A 22275-nucleotide genomic window follows, 5' to 3' on the forward strand; every position below is an offset into this window, starting at 1 on the left:
ACCGAGGGTTGGTATCACTTGATAAATTATAAAATAAGGAGAACCTATAAATGAATAGTACGGTATATCTTTATGTGTTTGACACCATGGCAGACTGGGAGATCGGTTACTTAACTGCCGAACTGAACTCGGGAAGATATTATAAAAAGGGGCTGGTTCCATCCAAAATAGTTACCGTGGGAATGGAAAAGACTCCTGTAACTACAATGGGCGGATTGAAAATCCTGCCTGACATCACACTGGATGAGTGCAGCATTGAAAGTACAGATATACTGATTTTACCTGGTGGTAATACATGGACAGAAACCATTCATCAACCGATCTTAAAAATTGCTGAGAGATGTTTAGAGGAAGGTATATGGGTTGCGGCGATTTGTGGTGCTACCATCGGACTTGCCCAGGCAGGACTGCTGAATTCACGTTGGCATACAAGCAATGATCTGGAATACCTTAAAATGATATGTCCCACCTACACGGGCGAAAAATATTACAAAGTGGAGTCTGCTGTAACGGATGGAAAACTGATCACTGCATCTGGAACAGCTCCGTTGGAATTTTCCGTACACGTCTTGAAAGCTCTGGGTGTGTTTTCTTCTAAAACATTAGAAGCCTGGTATAGTCTAAATAAGACTCGCGCATCCAAATATTACTATGAGTTGATGAATTCAATCCAATAAAGGTATGTGCATAAAATTGAACTGTTACAATCATTTAAGGCAGGAGTCAAATGACTGAAAGCAGAGAATATACAGGAGTGTCAGGTAAATATACAAAGAAGGGAATACCCAACGGCTTTACATCTATTACCCCTTATTACAGTGAAGAATCCTTCGGAAGCAATAGAGTTCTATAAAAGTGTTTTCAATGCAAGGGTTAAGGATATTACTGAATATCCTGATGAGAATGGCAATAAAATAATTGTTCATGCTGAATTAGATTTTGGAAATGGTTTTTTGCAGCTGGGAGCAGCGAATCCGTCATATCAATTGGTCTTGCCGCCAGATGAAGAGAATGCGTGTTATTCTTTCGGAATTTACGTAATGAATGTTGATAAGGTTATTGAAAATGCGGTAGCAAGAGGAGCAAAAGTAAGGGAACCAGTTACAAACTTTGTTTCAGGTGATCGATTCGGAAGTATATTGGATCCTTGTGGAGTAAGATGGTCTATTATGACCAGGATTGAGGATTTGTCAGAAGAAGAAAGTAGTCGTAGGGTTGCTGAATGGGCCAAAAGCTTTAGTGAAGAATAAAGGCAATCACTTTTTAAAAGTATTAAGAGTGACGGTCTGCTGAAATGATGTTAAGGAAAGCTTGAATATATCCCCTCGCCTCTATACTGGAACCCGCTCATTGAGCGGGTTTTTATTTTTAATCATTTGAAAAATGTAGACATGAAATATTTAAGGCATAGAGTTTGATGGAGCTTGTAGACATTCTGCTACGTTTTAATCATGTTGTTTACAAAATCGCTGGCGTAATTCTTCTTGAAACAATCTAGCCAATTTGACAGGATACATTACTCCTCCTGTGGTATGAGTGTGTGCATGCATGGTAACTTTGATAGAGGGAGGAATGGCAAGTTATTGTTTTCTTCTTTCGATGGTTTATAAAATGAAGCGCGGCACCTGATGGAATAAGAAATCCCAAATAATTTTTAATTTTAATTACTAAAAATTTATGCTTATGATCTTTGGCAAGGGAAAATAAGATATAAAATATGGAAGGGAGTGATATATTAAGTAATTATATTGAATAATAGTATTCGAAAATAAAAAAGTCACAAAACCAAGAAATTTAATTTTTTTGTTACTAACCATCTTAGGAGGAATTATCTATGAAGAAAAAATTAACAATACTTAGTCTGGCTCTAGCCATCACAGCCTTCTCTACTGTAAGTTTAAGCGCTTCTTACGCTTCTGATTATGACGTTTCCTCTGGAAATTCTTCTCCTTTAATTAGCGCGCATGCAAATGGTGCTGCTGTTGAGCCTCAAGCAATAACATCCCTTGCTCGTAAAGCATGGCAAGTTGGTAAATCAGCTTGGGATGCTAACAAGGATGCTTTGAGAGAAGCGACCCGCTTAGGAAGTCTATTAGGTACAGGTGTTTCTAGTAGTGATGTAGAGAATGCAGATGTAATTTTTGATAAATAGCTTAAATATCAGGGAGAGGATCAGATTTTTATATTTCTCTCTCCCTGATGTTATTAAAAAGAGGTGATTGCTTAAATGAAAAAAAGAAGCGAAACGTGTATTTTAAATGCTACGTTATTCTCTTTATCGTTGTTCTTGATGGTTCATTTCTTCTTTATTTTTCTTCACGCTGGACCGCTTAACCCGGTCTCTGTTTCATTGAAATCAGTAACTGATAACTATGTTGGACGGTTTTTTCAACAAAACTGGCATCTATTTGCTCCCCAGCCTATGACTCAAAATCTAAAATTATATGTACGTGTGAAGTATAAGGGGGAGGGCAGTACCAAAACGGTTATAAGCAATTGGTATGATGTTACTGAACCTATGATCAGGACGAATGAGACGACAGTATTTTCACCTTATAATAGGATGCTCAGAATTGGAAGTGGATACATACATCAATTATATATAGGAGGAAAAGATGATCTAACATATAAATTAATGGAGAAAATATCTAAAAAAGATAATGTCGCCAAAGAAATAAATGCTTCTTTAGAAAAGGATTCGGATCAAGTTGAACAAATCATATACCGCTATGCCTCTGCGTTTGCGAAAAGAGAGTTTTTGAAACATGAAATAACCGATGTCCAGTTTATGACTTCAATATCGGATGCAATTCCATATTCAAAGCGAGATGATCTTCATTTTAAAGTGAAAGAAGATAATGTCGTATATGGTTGGAAAGGAGTTGTAAAGGATGTTGTTGAATTACCGTAATTTTTTTATGAATGAACGCTTTCTTATTGGCACAAGTATCCTTCGGATATGTATCGGGTTGATATTACTTTTCAATTATTTTATCCATTATAAACAAAGATATTTTTTTTGGCACGAATCTGGAATTAATATATATTCTGCTGGGTACAAGTCATTAACATGGTCTTTATATAATTTGAATTCATCAGCTTTATTTTTTGACTTTATCTATCATTTAGGAATTGTGGTTACTATTTTTTATTTAATTGGTTACAAAGGCCGCCTTTTTTCAATTCTGACCTATCTATTTTTTTATTCACTGTATGTTCGTTCTTTTCATATAAGTGACGGAGGAGACAACTTACTTATAGTGAATATGTTTTTTCTGTTGTTCACCAATAACACTGCCTATTTCTCTTTGGATTCCAAAACGAACAACTCACGTGGAAAAGACTCGAAAGACTCTTTACTCTATAAGTTATCCATAATAATTCACAATTTTGCAGTACTTTTTTGTATTATACAACTGTGTATTGTTTATTTCTTCTCAGGAATGTACCAGCTTATGGGGGAAATGTGGCAAAACGGAACGGCACTCTATTATATCTCTCAGGTGAGAGAGTTTAGCAGACCTATTTTGGATTATATGGTTAACCATTATGTTGGGCTCACCATTTTATTCACTTATTTATCTATAATTGTTAAAATAGCTTTTCCTTTTGCTGTAATTAATAAAGGCCTTAAACCGTTTGTAGTTATTGCTATGATATTGTTTCATGTAGGAATCGGTATAGGTATGGGCTTACTGACATTTTCACTAATTATGATTGTTATGGAATTATTGTTGTTTACGGATCGAGAATATAAAAAGTTATACCATTTTTCAAAGATCAGTTTCCGGAAAATATCAATTACAATTCGAAGAAAAACAAGAAGATTAGGATATGTAAGTTTTCAAGACAAACAAATTCTGGTTTTCTATGATGGTTGGTGCCCTGTCTGTACAAATATAAAAGACAATTTGTACAAGCTAGATTATTTTAGAATGCTACGGCTTGTTAGTTTTCGGAATTCTTCATTGGTTCAAGCATACAAATTAGATGTTAATGAATTAGAAAGGCGAATGCATAGTTTCTCACTGAATGATCCCAATAAAATACAACGCGGAATTGACTCTATTGCACAAATTTGTACAAGAATACCGTATCTTTGGTGGGCGGTTCCCTTTATAATTATTTTCAAAAAAATGGGTATAGGCGGTTATTTGTATGATTATATAGCTTCTAAAAGAAAAGTGATCCCTGTGGGGAACTGTGATGATTTATGTGAACTTTACCCTAAGCGTGTCCATTAAGGAGCAAAGCATGAAAATAATTTTATGGATAGTAGCTATAATTTTAATATTTGTTCTCATATGTATCCTGTTTTTGTTCATTGCGAAGCGCCAAAATAATAAGAAAACAGAAATGGATGTTCTGAGCTTTTTAAAGGAAAATCCGAGTAAAGCATCTTTGTTTATGATCAAAAATGGTATGGAGAAAATCAGCTATAACTCAGAAGTTAAAATGCCGCTTGCCAGCACGGCCAAAGTGATCATTGCTATCGAATTTGCTCGCCAAGTTGTGGCGAAAATATTAGACGAGCAGGAACTTGTTCCTTTAGAGGAATTAAATAAGTTTTATATTCCTGGTTCCGATGGTAACGCTCATCATAACTGGATCAAATCCATTCGCGCAAACCATAAAGAGGTTCAAGGTAAAATTACGTTATTGGATATTACTCATGGTATGTTAGCATATAGTTCCAATGCCAATACAGAATTTCTAATGGCGAAAATGGGTTTGGATAAGATAAATGAGAATATTATGAAGCTCTCACTTTCTTCTCATGATAAAATCTTTCCTTTTTCATCTGCGGGATTCATGTCTCCTTATATCCAAGAGACCGAAAACATAGGCTTTAAAGAGTCGATACAAAAGATAAGTGAGATGAGCTACGAGGAATTTATGAAAAAATCTATTGAAATTCATCAGATTTTAAATCGTGATCAGGGGTTAGAATGTATTCAGAAATGGAACACCAGGCAGAATTATGTACGAAAGCTTCAAGTGCTGGAATCGCGCAAGCTTCCTCGTTCAACGACTAAAGAATATGCTTATCTCATGAAGCTCATACACAAGGAGGAGTTGGTTCCTTCTACTATAAATCCATATCTAAAAATGCTAATTCAGCGACAAGTGGATAACTTCAAGTTAATAGAGTTTGGAAACAAAGGTGGATCTACCATTTCTGTTCTAACAGAGGCTTTATATTGTACGGATCGGGAAGGAAATGACATTCAACTAGCCATGTTTATTCAAGATGATTCTGGGGTGGATCATATTTGGCTCAAGCAGAAGATGGATTTGTTTTTTTACAAATTATTAACGGATACTGCATTTCAAGAAGAGGTAAGAAGCAAATTATCATATGATAGGGGAAGAAATTGAATGTTTTTTTATTTTGTAAAAATGCTGCTGATTCCGCTTATACTTTACTGGATCATGGCTTACTTTCCATTTAAAAATCGTATTTCGTGGTATATACACGCTTTGTTTACAAGTGCATATACGTTCATGATTTTATTCATAAATGATTGGACAGAAATTAGCTATTATTTACGACCGGTTTGCATCGTATTGTTTGGATGTTCCTTATTCCGTCAAATGGTTACTTTACGCTCTTTTAAATTTAATGGCTTAAATAGAAAAACACGAATATTCCTTTCTCTTTATGGTTTATTAGCAATATATCAAGTTTTTATATGTATTTTATTTAGTATTTCATACATTACATCCACTCCTAAACACGAAGATGCAGTCGATTTAGCGTTCCCTTTGAAAGGAGGGGCTTACGAGGTAGTGAATGGTGGAATGAGTTCATCTATGAACTATCACTTTTCGCATCGTACTCTGAAATATGCGGTGGATATAACTAAGCTCACCCCGTTAGGTTCAAGAAAAGGAATATTTGATAATCCTGAATCTTTAAAATCCTATCCCATTTATAATGATTCAGTATATAGTCCGGTTGAGGGTAGAATTATCGAAGTTGTGGATGGAGTAGAAGATAATGTGCCGAACTCCCTGGGGCGTAGTACTACAAATATGATTATCATCAAACACAAAGGATATAATATTCTGTTGTTACACTTGAAGAAAAATAGTCTATTAGTTAAGAAAAATGATTTTGTCAAGGTTGGACAAGAAATTGCGAAAGTAGGGAACTCAGGTTACAGTAGCGAGCCGCATCTTCATGTTCATGCTATAAAACATGACAATAAGAGAGATTACTTCAATGGAACTTCGGTTCCTATTACTTTTAATGGTAATTACTTAAAGAGAAATGATTTGCTATTTAATCAAACACTTATTTTTCGTTAAAAATGAATACCTACCTAGAAAGTCGGTTTGAGAAACGGGTTATAGTTCCTCTTAGATTCGTTTCAGAAGTTCTGAGGACTACAGTAAATAACAATTCATCCATAAAACATGATTCACCACGCAAAAAAGTATGATCAGTGCCGTTTCCCATTGCTTCTAGAAATTCAATATAAGCCATAGGTAATTATTGATTGCTAATCTTTTTTCCCACATTAATTAAATCTTCGTATGTGCAAGGACGCATATGAATTTTATTAATTTTAAATTGTGAGACTAACTCATTTAAATATTCCAAATTATTTTCCTTATTAAAAAGATGTTTTGCTGTATAAAAAATTCTGGTGGCCCTTAAAGATGTGTTAGGAGCCACCAGTAAAAACTAATTTACGATATTGTTACATAATAAGAGCCCGCTATACTTTTACTGTATACTGTACCAACACCTTTAAGGAGCTAAAATAAGGATGAGTCATCATTCGATACACATCTTTATTTTGATTAAGAATTATTGTCCAATTTGTTCTAAGATTTGTGTGTAAGCATTCCTATAATGATCGGGGTTAGGATCTTCTCCTATTATTTTGGGTACGTCAAAGTCAGACAGCAGGAAATGGTGTTTGGGTTGAACTTCATGCCTTGCTAAGCAACTCTTGCAACAGGACAAGGGACAGCCGTCAATTGCAATGATGTCACGTCCCGATTTTGCTGTTCTGACAAGTGGTTTGACATCACCACCAACACCAGCAATGCAGGACATTTCAGCGACTTTTTCTCGATCCATTTGTATAGCGATCATGTTAGCGGTTTGTGCTGCGGAGGAACATCCAGAACATGAATAGACAAGAGGCAAATCAGTTCTTTTCATCTTTGTACACTTCCTTGTTTTTTCTTTGTGATCCATCACAGTATCTTTGGTTTTAGATGAAATAAAATTTAAAATTGTTTGTATTTTAACTTAAATTTACAGTCTAAACCGTGATCATGATCACGACAACATTTTGCAAAATCTATTATAGGGCTAACTGCGTGTGTAAAATCAGCTAGATCTCTAGAAAAAAAAGCTTATCCCTACTCATAGATTTAAGTTGGAATAAGCCTTTAAGCTTTTATCAATTTTTCGTTTTTTATGTTGCGTTTGTTGGTTGTAGTGATTAGTTTTACTGTCTTGGGGAAATCCATCGTTCTGTTTTAAAACATTTCAATCCTCATAGTCATCTTCTACTTTAGGTATGAATGGAGACAAGAAGGGGTCCGTGTGTTCAGTCAGTTCACCTCGAATTAACGCATGAACCCTAAATTCATTAAATAATTTCATATCATCGCTATCCCTTACATATAAAACTCCATATGAACCTGGGGCAAACTCCCCTACCTTTTTTAATACTTCTATTGGATTATGTTTAGCAGTAGGTCTATGATTGTTAAGTCCTGCTATCCAGAGTTGATAATCTCCATTTACAGCTCTTAAATCCAGAACACCAGAAGACCAATCCAATTCATTCAAAAAGTTTTGTATATCTTGAATAATTAACGATAATTTTTCATCATCATCTTCAAATGAGGAACTTTCTCTGATGGTTATCCACCCGTGATACTCAAACATTTCTACTCATCCTCTCATGGTATTAGGGGCTTAGTATCAATAATTATTTCTACACCATATCTTTCGGCATATTCTTTAAGTTGTCTTAGCACTCTGTCATCAGGCTTACCTTCAAAGTGGAAATATGCTTTTCTATTCGTTTCAATTGCGGCTTCGATCGTAGCCTTCGCTTGTTTTCTAAATTGCTTATCTAAACTGTTCAACGGTGGTTTGGTTTGAGCAATGTACTGGTCGCTTACCGTATCAAACTCACGTCCCTTAGGGTCATTACTAAATTTAACTCTGGATTCTCCACCTAGTTTTTCTGCCAACATATCAGCTGCTTCATCCTCTTTAGGAACCTTTACCAATTTCCCTGAGTATTGCCCATTATTAGAAGTCCCGGTTTTTGACGTTCCCTCAGCGGGCTTGCCCGAATTCGGTAGTTTAGGTGTTTCTTTAGGTCTACTTGAATTTGCCCCATTATAAATCGCCGAGTCATTGAACTCATCAATAGGCCTGTTTACACCTGGACCACCTTTTGGATTGGGTTTTGCAGGCGGATTTTCTGCAATAGGTGTCTGGCTAGACCTAGCAGGAGAACTTCCAGCACTCCCCATACCGATCCGGGCTGCTACAATCCCATAAGTCGTTTCTTCGACTAAATCGCTTAAGCCTGTCCTTTCCATGTAATCTCCAGATTTTTGTCCAATAAAGCCTTGATTGTATCGAGTAATGAGTGCATCCATTTTCTCTTTGTCCAACTCAATAGCATTTGTAGAGTCCACACCCATCGCTACTAAACCATCTTCAATGGCATTGAGAGTTCCTTCATCCCATACGTGTGTGCGTTTTGCATTGACGATACGCTGGATGGCGGCCAATTTATTAGGATCTTTAATATCATACAGTGATAGTTTGCGCTTCATTGTAATTTCAGTGCGCAGTGCTTGCTCTGCTTGTTTTAGCTTATTTTCATCCTGCCACCAGTTGGCTGTAAAATAATCAGTTTGATTCCAATATGAAGTATATTCACTAGTTTTTCTTTTTCTCCATAATGCAAGTTTTGGATTCTCATGTTTCTGCGTTTGTGCTGCTTGAAGGCGTTGTTTTTCCTCATAATCTCGGAGCCATTTCTCCTGAATGTTTTTAGGAACTTGCTGATACGCTTGAGCCATGGCATTTGACTCTTTCAGCAGGTTTTGAATCAGTTCTAATGGGCCACCAGAATGCGCTATATGACGTGCACTCGTAAACACTTTCCCCAAAATCCACTTGCTGTAATAGGCTTCCTTAGCCCGCTCATGCTCGTATTGGCTTATTAGCCCTTGGAGAGCTAAACTAGCCAGATGCTTCAGTGGATGCAAACCACCTTTAGGAGCACTACCTCCAGCGTGACTTGTTCCTTTGCTCCGGACGGGGATCATTGCGGTTGCTTTTAGAATGACACCCGCCGCAGGCCCACCTAAGGCTCCCGCAACAACACCAGCCACTTTTCCCATCACTGGAATGGAGCCTAATAGCTTGGACACCGTACCCATCAAAGAGTTGGCCTGTTGAAGTGCAGCCGGACTTGTTACTTTGGCGGTGGGAGTGCTGTTTGATGATGTCTTAGCTGTCGATGGAGCTTGCGCCGCCTCGTATGCTTTGATGCTCATGAGTGGAGGCTCAGGCACAGGAGGGAGGTCGGCTACGAAAACAGGAGCTTTCACCGTACCTTCCTGATAAATCACCGGAGCTTTGGTATCCGTCTCACCATCTAGTACCATGCTGCTGGCTCCGCCTTTTAGATACAGCGCCGTTCCAGCTTCCAGTGAAAGTTCCTCGCCAGCATCGAGCTTCACGTGACCACCCTGAATCTGCACATTCCCCGGACTGTCGATCGTAATGCCGTTACCTTCATGTAGTGTAATGGAAAATTCACCGGAGGTGGATAGGGTCAGTTCATGCTCAGACATTTCTACGCCGCTACCTTGCACATGTTGCCATACCTTAACATTCGGCCTTACATTTGCGTGGCGTTGTTGTCGGAGCGAGTCCGTGACATAGGCATCCTGTTCGCGGTGGGTAGGCAGATACAATTCCACTTGTTCCCCGATCTCAGGCATATCGTACCAGCCACTATGTTCTTCGGCGACATAACGGGTGGACACCGGAAACCAGCACGCTTTGGCAGGATCTTGCTTCGGGTCAATGTCCAGTTGAAGCTGTACAAAATCCTTCTGTACCTTGAGCACTGTTCCTGTCAGCGAAATTCCGGTGGCCTGATTGTTTTCATACCGGGCATAGCGGATATCTTGTTCGGCTTGAAGATCGTAACGGGTGCGCAGTAAGCCATCCGTTAGTGTAGTCACGGCCCGAACCACGACCAGTTCTTTACCTTGTCCAATGGGTAACGTGATGAGGTCGCCCAGCGCATAGTATTGCAGGCTTTCGATCATATAGGTGATATACGAGCCAGCACGTTCGCCTGGCTTTTCCGCATCCAGCTCATGAAACGTTTTTCGTACACGATAAAATACATCCCGTTCTACCTTATGCTGCTTGCCTTCTGGCATCCCGAAGAAAACCTTGGGCGAAGCTGCGGTTACCTCTGGCACAAGTACGGAGCCAAAGCGAGAAGCGAGACGTTTTAAAAACGCCCAATCGGTCTCATCATATTGTAAAACAAATGTCTCTAGTTTGGCATAGTGGCTCACCGTATCAATGGCATCTCCGTACTGATATTTTCGAACCATTGCAGTGACCAGATCATCATAGGTACGGTGAAAATCTTGATAGGAGCGCCTTTTACGCTTAATATCCATCTGGTACGAATGGGAAGCGGCCTCTAGTTCAAACGTATACACGCCTCGCACGCAGTGTACGGACATACGTGTAACAATCCCATGGAACAGCCTTCTCAACGATTGTCCCTGATCATTTAACTGACGAATCACAATGGGCTCTTGCTCCATATCCTGTCCGATGCATACAGCTCCTTGTTCTTCGGAGAGCATGCCACTGATATGTAAAAAGGCATGATCATTAATGGTGCGTGTTATTTGAAGTTGTTCGATGTGTAGTGGCTGAAAGGGACCATAAAAGCGTAGGCTTTCATATCCGATCCCATCTGATAATACGCTCAAGTGAGTTCATGACTCCTTTCTAGATGCGATGGGGATTTCCAAGTAAAGCACGTCTTCTTGAAATTGCTTTTGATTAAAGAAGTCGCAGATGAGTACAAATTTGAGTCAATATAAATATGTATAACAAGGTTTGTACGCAAAAAAGGGGCCAGAGGTGATATTTAATAAACAACCCAGCATATGTATTTATCGGTTAAAAGAGAGACTTAGTTTACAGAATGACCCATTGGCTGGGAGATTTACTATGTTTATTTTTGGAAGTAGGTGATATGAGAGAGGATTCATAAATTATAAAAAGCATATAAGTAGGAAGGTAAGAGGAAGTATATCCTTTCCAATCGACACATGTGGAGTGTGTGGTAGTAGTACATCGGGATTAAATAGGATTTTACAGAAACAATATAATCACGTCATTTTAGAAAAATACTCATATTGTTTATGAGTATTTTTTTGTTCTACTATACTCTTGCATTCCTACTCGTTTATATCGAGTAGTTCTAAAGTATCGGGCTATCGCTAGAAGATTTTCTGATTACTTAGCTGATTTACTCTTCTAATAAGAATTCTAAGAATAACTATTTTAATTACTTCACTATGATTAGTGCCATAGAAATGCTTTTTAAGATATTGTGATATACAAAAAAAGTTGAAAATAGTGTGTCTATGAACGGTTTTATGTTTATTTCATGGGAATAATTTAGCGATGAAATTTCGTATTATGCGTTAAGTAAAACTAGATAAATGAAAAAATGTAAAACTTATAGAACGTTTGTTTGGAAGGAATTAGATAATTAGTTGTCGAAATACGAGGAAAAAGGTCGTGAGTCAAAAGTCTCATTTAAAAGCAGGATAATAAAAAACATTATGCGTAAGCTCCAACGTCAGTAAATAGGTACCACCATTATTGTATTCTTAGTATTTTGGAGAGAAACTGAAGACAAGTTCAATGTGATTAATTGAATGCAAGGGATAAACTATTATAAAGTATGTATTTTACTGGTTGAAATTTTTTCATTTGTTAAGGTGGTGACAATCGTGTCTACTAATATTCATTCCGCTCAACCATCATTGCTTGGCTACCGATTCCAGCCATTTTATGCTCTTATAGTTCTTTGGAACGAATCAGAAGATGATTTGGACGAAGTTCTAATAGAGGATGATGATGATGTTACTTTAAAAGGGAATGATTTTACTAAGTTGTATCAATTAAAACATTCTTTAGGAAGCTCTTCTTCTCTAACTGTGAAAAATGATGAATTTTGGAAAACAATTCGTATTTGGTCCCAATTTGCTAACTCCCCTACTCACCAATTTTATTTTGTTACAAATGATACTGTTCAACCATCCAGTCCCTTAATAAAGTTAGTCAAAGCCGACATGGACAGAGAAAGTATTGTTAATCTAATGACAGTAGAAGCTGAACGTGTTATTGGTGAAAGGGAAAAAGCGGTAGCTGCTGAGACTGAACCACTTCCTTATTCTAAGAGAGTTGCTGGTTGTGAATCATTTTTGAATTTGTCCATGGAAGAACGATTGAAACTAATTGAAAAAATAACTATTCGGCCAAATAATTTTAATATACTTCAAATACATAATGAAGTTATAAAAAATTTAAAACGAATTGTTGTTGGTAAATTGCGCTATTTGATAGCAAATCGTTTACTGGAATGGTGGGATATACGGACGATTGACCCAAAGATCAGGATTCGTAAGGTTGATATGCTATTTCAACTTCAAAGCTTGATTGGACAATTCCAGGACAATAACTTACCGGATGATTATTCAAAACAAAATCCTATCTCTATTGATGCAGAGTTGGGAGGTTTTATGGAAAAACAAATTGATCTTGTTAATGGAAGATTCCATAGAAAGAAAAGAGCTGCTATAGCTAGATGGAGAGCCAGAAATCAGAGGGAAAAGTGGATCAGAGAAGATATTCTAAATGCAATTGAACTTGAAGAGTATGATGAAGTTTTGGTCGAAACGTGGTCGGACAAGCATGGCCCCATGAAAGATGATCTAATTGATCAGCCTGAGTTATTATGCCAACAAAAAGGATTAGAGTTATTAGAGTGGGTGCATTCAGATGCACATTTATATATCAATCCAATTAGAAGTGAATGGAAACAACATTTTTTAATGCATGGTTCATATCAACAAATGGCAGAAGAGCTGAAGGTCGGTTGGCATCCAAAATATAGAGAAATGTTGAGTGATGACTAATGGTTTCATCAGATGTTTACACAGTAACTAATCCGGTATTAGGTTCAATTGTTCTTTGGTCTTTCTTACAAGGATATGAGAGTAACAGTGAACGCGGTTGTTTTTATCCCTTACTTCTTCTCCCGCTTCCTTTAGTGTTATCTGAGAGTATACGTAATGAATTCAAAGGCACCAATTCGGCTACAGGATTATACACTTGGGTTTCTCGAAATCAGAAGGTTCTGCTTCATTTTAATGAAAGAGTAAAAAAAACAAATCAAATCTCAAAAGAAGCTATCGTCTTTGCTTGTAGCAATAAAATAATGCATTTTCAAGAAGATGGTACTTTGATCTCATCTAACAAAGGTATTATCAAAAAAAATATGAACAGCTTATCTTCTGAGTTGAAAGAAATGTTATCTGTATCAAAAAGATTGGGATACTGGATGTCTCAAATGGATTCTCCATCAAGTATCTTAAATAGTCTGGGGTTAACTTTATGAAACGATGGAATATACAAAAAGTATTTCTTTACAGTCATGATAATCGACGGAGTGATATTGTCTTTGATCTTGAAAAAGTGAATATAATAACAGGGGATTCGCAGACCGGAAAATCGGCTTTACCTGAAATAATAGACTATGTTTTAGGTTCCAGTGAATGTCATATACCTTCGTATGTAAGAAGAAGTGTTTCTTGGGTTGGTTTACTCTGGAAAAAGAACGATACCGAATTTGCCATATTTAGAAAAGTTCCACGGGCTCCTGCCAAGTCCTCTAATATAATGCATTGCTTAAAAGGTCAAAATTTGATTATCCCTAAGAAAGCCGATGTAATCCCTCCTTCCACAAATTTGGAAGGGGCACTTGGAAACTTTGAAAGATTGCTAGGCATTGGAGATGTAAAAAGTGAACCTTTTGACGGCCTAAGAGACACTAAAACAATTAGCTTGAGGAGTGCTGTACCCTACTTATTACAAGATGATAATATCATAATTAACAAGACGAATTTAATACGGGGAACTGATGATTATCAGAAACGACAAACTATTATTGACGCTTTGCCCTATTACCTGGGGTTGATTAATGAAGAAACTATGGAAAAAGAAGTCGAGTTAAGGATTCTAAAAAAGGAACTTCGACGTTTAGAGAAAAATATTTCTGAGGAAGAACAAATATCAGGTAGTATCAAAGCCAATACTCTATTATATCAAGCCGCAGAACTCGGTTTAAGTACCCCACCCATTTTAGGCATGTCTGAATTTAAAATTAACGATATGCTAGAAGAAGTAACTAAATGGACGCCCATGTCTCCAACTACAATAGTTGAAGATACCTTATCGACTTTATATGAGCAATTATCAGAATATCAAAGTGAAATACTGCTGATTAAAAGAAAAATCAATCATGCAAGAAAAATGATGAGCCAAGCTTTTGAATTTAAAAACACAGCAAATAGACAGAGACATCGACTTGATGTGATAAACGTTTTTAAGAAGCCGATTGAACCTAATTTTTGCCCATTATGCAATCAGAATTTAACTGAACAAAATGAACCAGTAAGACGAATTAACGAATCTATTCAGAATGTTCACATAGATATGGTTTCAATAGAAAAAGAACGTCCCAAGCTGGATAATTATATCAATAGTTTAAAGGTATCTTTAACACTCGCTGAAGAAAAAATGAGTATAACTCAAGATGAAATTTCAGCCCTTATAAAGGAAAACGATGCTTTTGAAACAGGATTAGGCTTAAATGATCGAAGAAATAGGCTTGTTGGGAGTATAAAATTGTATTTAGATGCAGTTGGTAAAGTTGCGTCTAAAAAACCTCTAGGATTTAAGTCTAATATTCCTAGGTTAAGAGAACGAATTGATTTACTTAATGAAGAAATCAACATTGACGCTAGGAAAGAAGCCTTGGAAAATGCCGAAAGAAGAATAGCGGATATTGCAAAAAATATAATATCTGAACTCCCTTTCGAGCTTAGGTACAGAAACAATCCAATTTATTTGAATCTCAGAGATTTTAAAGCTGGTGTGGCCCTTCCTTCCCGCATTGAATACATGAGAGATGTGGGATCAGATGAAAACTATTTAAGTTTACATGTGTCTATATTACTCGCTTTCCATAGACACTTCTTTGAGTTAAATCGTCCTGTTCCAGGAGTTTTATTATTTGATCAACTTAGTCGTCCATATTTTCCTTCAGATAAGGAACCTGCAATAGTTGAAATTGCTGATGAAGAAATGGATAGTGATAGAAAAGCACTGTTACAGTATTTTGATCTGCTTTTTAGAGAGGCTGAACGTGGAGAATCTTTGCAGATAATCGTTATTGAACATGCCTATTTTAATAATTATCCGGAATATGTTCAAGCGGTTAAGAAGAAATGGAAAAAAGGGATAGATGGACTCATACCCTTAGGTTGGCCTGAAAGAGATTAACCCATTTCTTAAGTAAAACTCACACTCTAAATTTACACAGGATAATGAAAAGGTGGACTATATGGATATAATTACAGTTAAATATTTCGAAAAATTTATTGAGGAATTTAATATATCTGGAGGAGCCACCGAGAGAAATTTTGAAAAATTTGTTAATTACTGCATGCTTTTCCCTAAAAATATATCCAACTTCAATCTTTCTTCAGTCTCAACAGGGGACGGAGGAGACTGTGCTATTGACGGTTTAGCAATTGTTCTAAATAACAGATTTATATCTACTATAGGAGAATTGGAAGATATCTTAGATACAGGTATGGAATTCTCCTTAGAATTGTATTTTATTCAAACTAAGATGTCACAGGGCTTTGAAGGTAAAGAAATGCTGCAATTTGGTAATGGAGTTGTTGATGTCTTTAAATCTGAAAATCAATCAACAAAGGTAAGGAATGAAAAAATAAAAGAGAAATGCAGAATGATACAGGTGTTATTAGACAACTATGATTCTTTTAGTACACAGCCCAAATGTTATTTGTATTTTGTTACCACTGGAACTTGGGCCAACGATGTTAACCTTATTGTTGACAAGGATAAAATTATTTCTGATGTAAAAGGACTTGAACTTTTTGAAGTGATAGAGTTCTTCCCTTTTGGTGTGAAGGAAATTAGAAAACATTATGAATTAACCAAACTACAAAATAGTGCAACATTTGAACTTAAAGATAAGATTGAGCTTCCTTATATGGAAGGGGTAAAAGAATCTTACCTAGCTATATTACCTGCAAGAGAATACTTGAAGATAATAGTCGATGAACAAAATAAAATTGTAAAAGGTATTTTCGAACTAAATGTTCGAGATTTCAATGGAATTGAAAAGAATCGAGTTAACCAAGATATTATTAATACAATTAATTCGGATGACAAAAATTATTTTGGTTTGTTAAACAACGGTATAACTATTGTGGGAAAGTCTTTAAGTAAAGGAAAAGGTCTATACACAATTAAAAACTTTTACGTTGTGAATGGATGCCAGACATCAAATATTTTACATTTAAGTTCAGTTAATGTTGATGATAGTATGTGGGTAGCCATAAAAATTGTTATAACTGAGAACGATGATATTATAAGCAATATAGTTAAAGCAACTAATAATCAAACTGAAGTACAACAAATTCAATTATTATCTATGTCAGAGTATCAAGAATTACTTGAAAGTTTTTATGCTAACTATGATGGAATATATAATCTCTATTATGAAAGACGATCAGGTCAATATAACTATAATAATAATATTGAGAAGTCAAAAATCGTTAATCCAGAAATGCAGATACGTGCCTTTGCTTCAATTTTCTTAGATGCTCCCCATCGTGCTAGTCGTTCCTATGGCAGTCTTGTTGAAGATATAGGTAAAGACAATGATTCTGATATTAGTAGAGGTATTTTTGTAACCGGACAGCAACCGATTGTATATTATACTTCTGCATTGTTACTGCACATTCTTGAGAACAGTTTTACTAATGATAAATTGGATGAAAGGTATTCAAAATTTAGATATCACCTTTTGTTTTTAATATCAAAAATTATCTGGAAAAATGAGAAGCGCCCTCCTTTAAACTCAAGAAAAATTGAAGATTATTGCGAGATATTAATCAATAAAGTTACAGACGAAAAATATTTTGAAGAGCTATTAAAAGTAGCCAAGTCTACTCTGAACAGAGTCGTTATCAACTTAGAAGATCAAGAGATTAATAAATCTGCTGCTATAATTAATTTATTACTAATGTATATTAATCTAGGTTTAACCACTAAAATTATAAGAGCGAGAATAGGTTTTTTGGATGAAATGGATGTCTTGTTAGCTCCATTCTATAATTTAAAAATAGATGGTGACTTTAGATATAATTTCAAAGATAGAGTAAATGATCTCAAAAGAAGAATTGGTTATTATCAAGCGAAATTGATGGAAGAATTTATAGATTCTGTAGTGGCTAAGTTGAATGAAGATGTAAGACAAAGTAGAAAGGAATGTGCTGCTGAGATTTACAATTATATGAGAGTTCAATGCGATGACTTTAAAAGGTCAATTGAGGAATCAAAGAAATATACAAAACAGAGTAAATAATTGGTCCAGATATCGAGATGATATTCTCCATTAGTATTACCTGAATTCTACCATTTCATAGCCTAAGTAGGAGGTAGTTTCACCAACAAACTAATCCGGTGGGATGGACTACAAATAGCGATTCGGCCCCAAATAGCCACGCTCACGCGCGTTGTCTGATCGGATAATCATACTCTTACAAAGAAAAACCTTTTGTTATAAAACCCTACTAATCTTCGTATCAGTAGGGTTTTGTTTATATTACCGATATTTTTGCATACAGAAATGCTTCTAAAGTTTCAGTAGTTCCAACATGACCTCCTAGTAGTCTTGGAGAGTCAGAAATCGAATCTTTATATTGTGGAAAATTGCCAAAATTGATATACAATGTTATTGCTAATTATATAAATCTTGCAGTTTCTATATTAATTGTTGTTCTAGTAATTTTAATTTATGTTAAAACAGATACTATAAGTATATGTCCTCTTTTTTACGTCTCTGGGTATTATGTTTTCCAAGCAGTAATTTCTCAAAATTCTAAAGAAGAGGAGTCAGCTAATCCTTCATTAAGAATTTCTGCTATTATTATAACGAAACAAAAGAGCGTAAATATGGATAATAAATTCAGAGTAGATTAAATGAGGTTAAGCACCCTAACCGGTGCTTTTTTATGTTCATTATGACGCTATACAGTGGATCTGCTTATATACAATGTTATGTTCTTGGTGCACTATAAATAGATCTTGTATCCAATGAAATAATTTAGAGAAACCGTGGGATGAAGTCTGGTTTCCGATGCGAAAAAGTAAAGATAAAATTATATTCGATACTGAATTGTTCCAGGTCACTTTCTATGATTCTCTCATTGCTACGTATCCACGTACCACATCCGTTATCATCCTTTGCTACACTTTGAATAAAAAGGAGATGGTAACTTGGATACCCAACCTAAGATACTAAAGAGCATGGAACATACAAACTCATCTGAAAATACTGCTGAAGAATACGAGAACTTGGTGCAGCAAGAAGACGAACACATAGAGAGACTTAAAACATGCACAAAGCTCATTTGGGATGCGCTGGCTATTATTTCTCAAAAGGCAAGTGTACTGCACATGGAAACCGTCAAAGAAGCAGCAGACCATCTTCATATTATGGAACTAGATTTACGAAGAAAACTGTTTAAAGTTCGTTTGAAAAAAAGTATTTTGGCGAACAAAATGAAGCAAACCCAAGCATAGCAGCGGAGGAGACGGAATCGTTCTGAAGAAGCGGAGCGTTCGGCTGAAAGCTTTCCGTAGGAAAGCTGCTTCGTAAGCAATAACCGTCACCGGATTTTTACCGTTAAAATATAATCCAAAAAATATGGGGGCAACAGCGATCGGAAGAATGATCCGTCTATGTAGCGTCCTTACATGCACGTACTTGCTCAATCCAACCAGTAATCAAGCAACTCAAGCTAACCTGACATGACCTTTCGAGGTCTGATCAGGTTTTCTCATTTCAATCCCTCCGTCCCCGCACATAAATCTTCACGCCCCTTCAAACACCGTCACCCAAATAGTTACACCCACTCCCAACATCATGTATAGTAAAGTTATGGGAAATAAACATGAACCCGCATATTATCTTGAACGTTTAACCGTACAATAAGAAACATGGCAAAAACGAGGAGGAACGTGATGATACATCCAACACAGATTCAGGATATGCTGCAAGCCGCGCTGGAGACGGGCGGGGATTTTGCAGAGGTGTTCGTCGAGGACCGTACCAATGGACAACTGGGCATGACCGGGGGCGTCGTGGATACGGCGCTGTCAGGCCGGGATTTTGGGATTGGTATTCGGATCATGAAGGAGCACTTTTCGGTGTATGCCTACACCAGTGATATGAGCGACCAGAGCCTGATCCGACTGGCCAAATCGGCCGCCAAGGCCATTCGCGGAGGTGGAGCACCAGGTACACACACCATTACACTCCACCCCCATGCCATCCCTAACCAACATCCGATTACGATCATTCCTGACGGTTCACAGAAACGCGTCAAGATCGACATGATGAGACGGGGGCATGAGGCGGCAAGCCAATACGATCCTTCCATTACGCAAACCTCCATTGGGATTAGCAACTCGATCCAGAACGTCTTGATCGCCAATAGCAATGGGCTGCTGGTGGAGGATACCCGTACGTATACACGCATGAGAATCAGCGCGATTGCGACCGATGGGGAGCATAGACAATCTGGCTTTCGCGGGCCGGGCGCATATGCAGGGACTGAATTTCTGGAGAACCTGAATATCGAAGAGAATGCGAGACACGCCGCTCGTATTGCGACCACGATGGTCAAAGCGGGATATGCTCCTAGTGGCAGACTGCCGGTCGTAATTGAGAACGGCTTCGGCGGCGTTCTTTTTCATGAGGCGTGTGGACACGGGCTGGAATCTACGGCGGTGGCCCATGGAACCTCCGTGTTTGCCAATAAGATCGGGCAGCAGGTAGCTTCGCCGCTTGTCACGGCTATAGATGATGGAACGATTCCGAACGCATGGGGCTCGCTCAATATTGATGATGAAGGAGCGCCGACACAGCGCAACGTACTGATTGAGAACGGAATTTTAAAAGGATATCTGATCGACCACATGGGCTCGCGCCAGATGGGTGTACCTGCGACAGGGTCAGGACGTAGACAGTCCTATAAATTCGCGCCTGCATCCCGTATGAATAATACGTTTATTGCGAACGGGGATTCGACCCGTGAAGAGATCATTGCCAATACGGAGTACGGGATCTATGCCAAATCGCTGGGTGGTGGTTCGGTGAATACTTCGACGAGCGAGTTCAATTTTGCGGTTGAAGAGGCGTATATGATTCGCAACGGAAAAATTGCCGAGCCGGTCAAAGGCGCAACGCTAATCGGCAAAGGGATTGAAACCCTACAAAATATTGATATGGTCGGCAACAATCTGGATCATGGTCAGGGGATGTGCGGTTCGGTCAGCGGAAGTCTTCCGGTCAACTGCGGACAGCCGACAATTCGTGTGTCCGAGATGACCGTCGGCGGACGGAAGGGGGAATAGGCGATGAATATTCAGCAATTTCAGGAAGCGTTGTTCACAAAAGGTCGGGAAATCGGCTACGCGGATATGGAAATCTACTATGTAAATGGACGTTCTACCTCGGTAAAGGTGCTGAAGGGAGAAATTGACCAATATACCATCGTCGAAAACGGTGGGCTTTCCTTCCGGGGTGTCATTAACGGGAAAATGGGCTATGCCTCTACAGAGAAGCTGGAACCGGACGTGATCGACTTTTTATTGGAAGAGGCACGCAGCAATGCGGACATATTGGAGAGTGAGGAACAGGATGAGCTGTTCGCAGGCTCTGAGAGCTACCCTGAGCAGCCTGCCTATGCCGCAGCGTTGGCTGACACGGCTCCTGAGATTCTGATCGAAGCAGCGTTAGAAATGGAGCGTACAGCGCTTGCCGCAGATCCACGGATTGTGATGGCTCGGCATTGCTCGGTCAGCATTCGTGAAAATGAGGTTCTGATAGTAAATACAAAAGGATTGCACTGCCATCGTCGCAAAAGTCTGGCAAGCGCTTATGTGTATGTGATTGCAGCAGACCATGACGAGACCGTTACCGGGGGCTGGCATGATTATTCCCTGCGGAGCGTGGAGGAAATCGATATTGTGGATGTGGCGCATAAAGCCGTAAAAGAGGCTGTTTCCAAGCTGGGTGCGCACACGATCCAATCGGATAACTATCCAGTCATTTTCCGTCATGATGCAGCAGCGCAATTGCTGGCTGCGTATACGTCGGTATTTTCAGCGGAGTCGGTGGATAAAGGCTTTTCGCGATTGGCTGGGAAACTGGGGCAAAAGGTGGCAAGTGAGCATATTACGCTGATTGATGATCCGCTGATGGAGAACGTTCCGGCAGGCAGTACGTTTGATGCCGAAGGCTGCGCAACCCATCGTAATGAGATCATCAAGGACGGGGAACTACGGACGTATTTCCATAACCGCAAGACAGCCCGCAAGGCTGGGGTGGAAAGTACCTCTAATGCTTCCAAGGGCAGCTATAACGGTAAAATTGGTGTGTCGTATCATAATCTGTATGTGGAACCAGGCACGTCTACGTTGGAGGACATGATTCGCAAGACGGATCGCGGGTTGATGATCGTAGAGCTGCAAGGGCTGCATGCAGGTACGAATACGGCGTCCGGTAATTTTTCGCTGGCTTGTCTGGGATACTGGATTGAGCAGGGGCAAGTGGTCAGAGCAGTCAATCAGATCACCGTATCGGGCAACTTCTTTGATGTGTTGCAGCAGGTAGAGGAAGTGGGCAACGATTTGCGTTTTACGGGAAGCTGCACATCGCCTTCGCTCAAGCTAGCTGCACTCTCGATTTCAGGTTCCTAATGACTGGAGCAGCCTTCTTTTTTCAGACTCACGGCCTGTTTCTGACGTTCCAATTGTCTACTGATGACAGATGCCGGATG

General features: G+C 38.3%; 16 protein-coding genes and 1 pseudogene. 14 read left to right on the plus strand and 3 right to left on the minus strand.

Features of this window, described 5'->3' with window-relative positions:
- The first annotated feature begins 50 nt into the window (after positions 1 to 50).
- From ACUYLD_RS16540 to ACUYLD_RS16570, 7 genes and pseudogenes are all read left to right on the plus strand, one after another.
- Positions 51 to 677, plus strand: coding sequence for a type 1 glutamine amidotransferase family protein (locus tag ACUYLD_RS16540; protein ID WP_446675536.1), 627 nt, complete (start codon positions 51 to 53; stop codon positions 675 to 677).
- A 50-nt stretch (positions 678 to 727) separates the two neighbouring features.
- A pseudogene (locus ACUYLD_RS16545) lies at positions 728 to 1250 on the plus strand (VOC family protein).
- A gap of 584 nt (positions 1251 to 1834) precedes the next feature.
- Positions 1835 to 2152, plus strand: coding sequence for a hypothetical protein (locus ACUYLD_RS16550; RefSeq protein ID WP_039273018.1), 318 nt, complete (start codon positions 1835 to 1837; stop codon positions 2150 to 2152).
- Between the two features lie 75 nt (positions 2153 to 2227).
- Positions 2228 to 2911: a DUF5819 family protein gene (locus ACUYLD_RS16555; RefSeq protein ID WP_446675537.1), complete on the plus strand. Its 684-nt coding sequence runs from the start codon at positions 2228 to 2230 to the stop codon at positions 2909 to 2911.
- A gap of 544 nt (positions 2912 to 3455) precedes the next feature.
- Positions 3456 to 4244 carry a DCC1-like thiol-disulfide oxidoreductase family protein gene (locus ACUYLD_RS16560; RefSeq protein ID WP_419538102.1) on the plus strand — a complete coding sequence of 263 codons (789 nt, stop codon included), beginning with the start codon at positions 3456 to 3458 and terminating at the stop codon, positions 4242 to 4244.
- Between the two features lie 10 nt (positions 4245 to 4254).
- Positions 4255 to 5379 (plus strand): serine hydrolase, encoded by a 1125-nt coding sequence (locus ACUYLD_RS16565; RefSeq protein ID WP_446675538.1) that lies wholly within the window; start codon positions 4255 to 4257, stop codon positions 5377 to 5379.
- Entirely contained in the window at positions 5380 to 6312 is a 933-nt protein-coding gene (locus ACUYLD_RS16570) for a M23 family metallopeptidase (RefSeq protein WP_446675539.1), read from the plus strand.
- Positions 6313 to 6817: 505 nt separating this feature from the next.
- Here ACUYLD_RS16570 and ACUYLD_RS16575 read toward each other — a convergent pair.
- From ACUYLD_RS16575 to ACUYLD_RS16585, 3 genes are all read right to left on the minus strand, one after another.
- A complete protein-coding gene (locus ACUYLD_RS16575; protein WP_013311396.1) occupies positions 6818 to 7177 on the minus strand; it encodes a putative zinc-binding protein in 360 nt (119 codons plus the stop codon).
- 333 nt (positions 7178 to 7510) lie between these two features.
- Positions 7511 to 7915: an Imm7 family immunity protein gene (locus tag ACUYLD_RS16580; RefSeq protein ID WP_446675540.1), complete on the minus strand. Its 405-nt coding sequence runs from the start codon at positions 7913 to 7915 to the stop codon at positions 7511 to 7513.
- Between the two features lie 14 nt (positions 7916 to 7929).
- The gene (locus tag ACUYLD_RS16585) at positions 7930 to 11022 is read right to left on the minus strand and encodes a restriction endonuclease fold toxin (RefSeq protein WP_446675541.1); all 3093 of its coding nucleotides are present in this window, start codon (positions 11020 to 11022) and stop codon (positions 7930 to 7932) included.
- Positions 11023 to 12057: 1035 nt separating this feature from the next.
- Here ACUYLD_RS16585 and ACUYLD_RS16590 point away from each other — a divergent pair.
- The 7 genes from ACUYLD_RS16590 (at position 12058) to ACUYLD_RS16620 (ending at position 22195) form a co-directional block, all read left to right on the plus strand.
- Positions 12058 to 13245: an ABC-three component system protein gene (locus ACUYLD_RS16590; protein WP_446675542.1), complete on the plus strand. Its 1188-nt coding sequence runs from the start codon at positions 12058 to 12060 to the stop codon at positions 13243 to 13245.
- A complete protein-coding gene (locus ACUYLD_RS16595) occupies positions 13245 to 13727 on the plus strand; it encodes a three component ABC system middle component (RefSeq protein WP_446675543.1) in 483 nt (160 codons plus the stop codon). The genes ACUYLD_RS16590 and ACUYLD_RS16595 overlap by 1 nt, the downstream gene beginning before the upstream one ends.
- On the plus strand, positions 13724 to 15673 hold the full coding sequence (locus tag ACUYLD_RS16600; RefSeq protein WP_446675544.1) for a DUF3732 domain-containing protein: 1950 nt from the start codon (positions 13724 to 13726) through the stop codon (positions 15671 to 15673). The genes ACUYLD_RS16595 and ACUYLD_RS16600 overlap by 4 nt, the downstream gene beginning before the upstream one ends.
- Before the next feature lie 61 nt (positions 15674 to 15734).
- A complete protein-coding gene (locus ACUYLD_RS16605) occupies positions 15735 to 17792 on the plus strand; it encodes an AIPR family protein (protein ID WP_446675545.1) in 2058 nt (685 codons plus the stop codon).
- A gap of 914 nt (positions 17793 to 18706) precedes the next feature.
- Positions 18707 to 19012: a hypothetical protein gene (locus tag ACUYLD_RS16610; protein WP_446675546.1), complete on the plus strand. Its 306-nt coding sequence runs from the start codon at positions 18707 to 18709 to the stop codon at positions 19010 to 19012.
- Between the two features lie 441 nt (positions 19013 to 19453).
- Positions 19454 to 20848, plus strand: a complete 1395-nt coding sequence (locus tag ACUYLD_RS16615) for a TldD/PmbA family protein (RefSeq protein WP_446675547.1) — start codon at positions 19454 to 19456, stop codon at positions 20846 to 20848.
- Positions 20849 to 20851: 3 nt separating this feature from the next.
- The gene (locus tag ACUYLD_RS16620; RefSeq protein WP_446675548.1) at positions 20852 to 22195 is read left to right on the plus strand and encodes a TldD/PmbA family protein; all 1344 of its coding nucleotides are present in this window, start codon (positions 20852 to 20854) and stop codon (positions 22193 to 22195) included.
- Positions 22196 to 22275 lie beyond the last annotated feature (80 nt).

Source organism: Paenibacillus sp. SER-28 (assembly GCF_052906305.1).

Coding starts and splice junctions, on each gene's coding strand:
- ACUYLD_RS16540 (WP_446675536.1), top strand. CDS start 51: ATGAATAGTACGGTATATCTTTATGTGTTTGACACCATGGCAGACTGG.
- ACUYLD_RS16550 (WP_039273018.1), top strand. CDS start 1,835: ATGAAGAAAAAATTAACAATACTTAGTCTGGCTCTAGCCATCACAGCC.
- ACUYLD_RS16555 (WP_446675537.1), top strand. CDS start 2,228: ATGAAAAAAAGAAGCGAAACGTGTATTTTAAATGCTACGTTATTCTCT.
- ACUYLD_RS16560 (WP_419538102.1), top strand. CDS start 3,456: ATGGGGGAAATGTGGCAAAACGGAACGGCACTCTATTATATCTCTCAG.
- ACUYLD_RS16565 (WP_446675538.1), top strand. CDS start 4,255: ATGAAAATAATTTTATGGATAGTAGCTATAATTTTAATATTTGTTCTC.
- ACUYLD_RS16570 (WP_446675539.1), top strand. CDS start 5,380: ATGTTTTTTTATTTTGTAAAAATGCTGCTGATTCCGCTTATACTTTAC.
- ACUYLD_RS16575 (WP_013311396.1), bottom strand. CDS start 7,177: ATGAAAAGAACTGATTTGCCTCTTGTCTATTCATGTTCTGGATGTTCC.
- ACUYLD_RS16580 (WP_446675540.1), bottom strand. CDS start 7,915: ATGTTTGAGTATCACGGGTGGATAACCATCAGAGAAAGTTCCTCATTT.
- ACUYLD_RS16595 (WP_446675543.1), top strand. CDS start 13,245: ATGGTTTCATCAGATGTTTACACAGTAACTAATCCGGTATTAGGTTCA.
- ACUYLD_RS16600 (WP_446675544.1), top strand. CDS start 13,724: ATGAAACGATGGAATATACAAAAAGTATTTCTTTACAGTCATGATAAT.
- ACUYLD_RS16605 (WP_446675545.1), top strand. CDS start 15,735: ATGGATATAATTACAGTTAAATATTTCGAAAAATTTATTGAGGAATTT.
- ACUYLD_RS16615 (WP_446675547.1), top strand. CDS start 19,454: ATGATACATCCAACACAGATTCAGGATATGCTGCAAGCCGCGCTGGAG.
- ACUYLD_RS16620 (WP_446675548.1), top strand. CDS start 20,852: ATGAATATTCAGCAATTTCAGGAAGCGTTGTTCACAAAAGGTCGGGAA.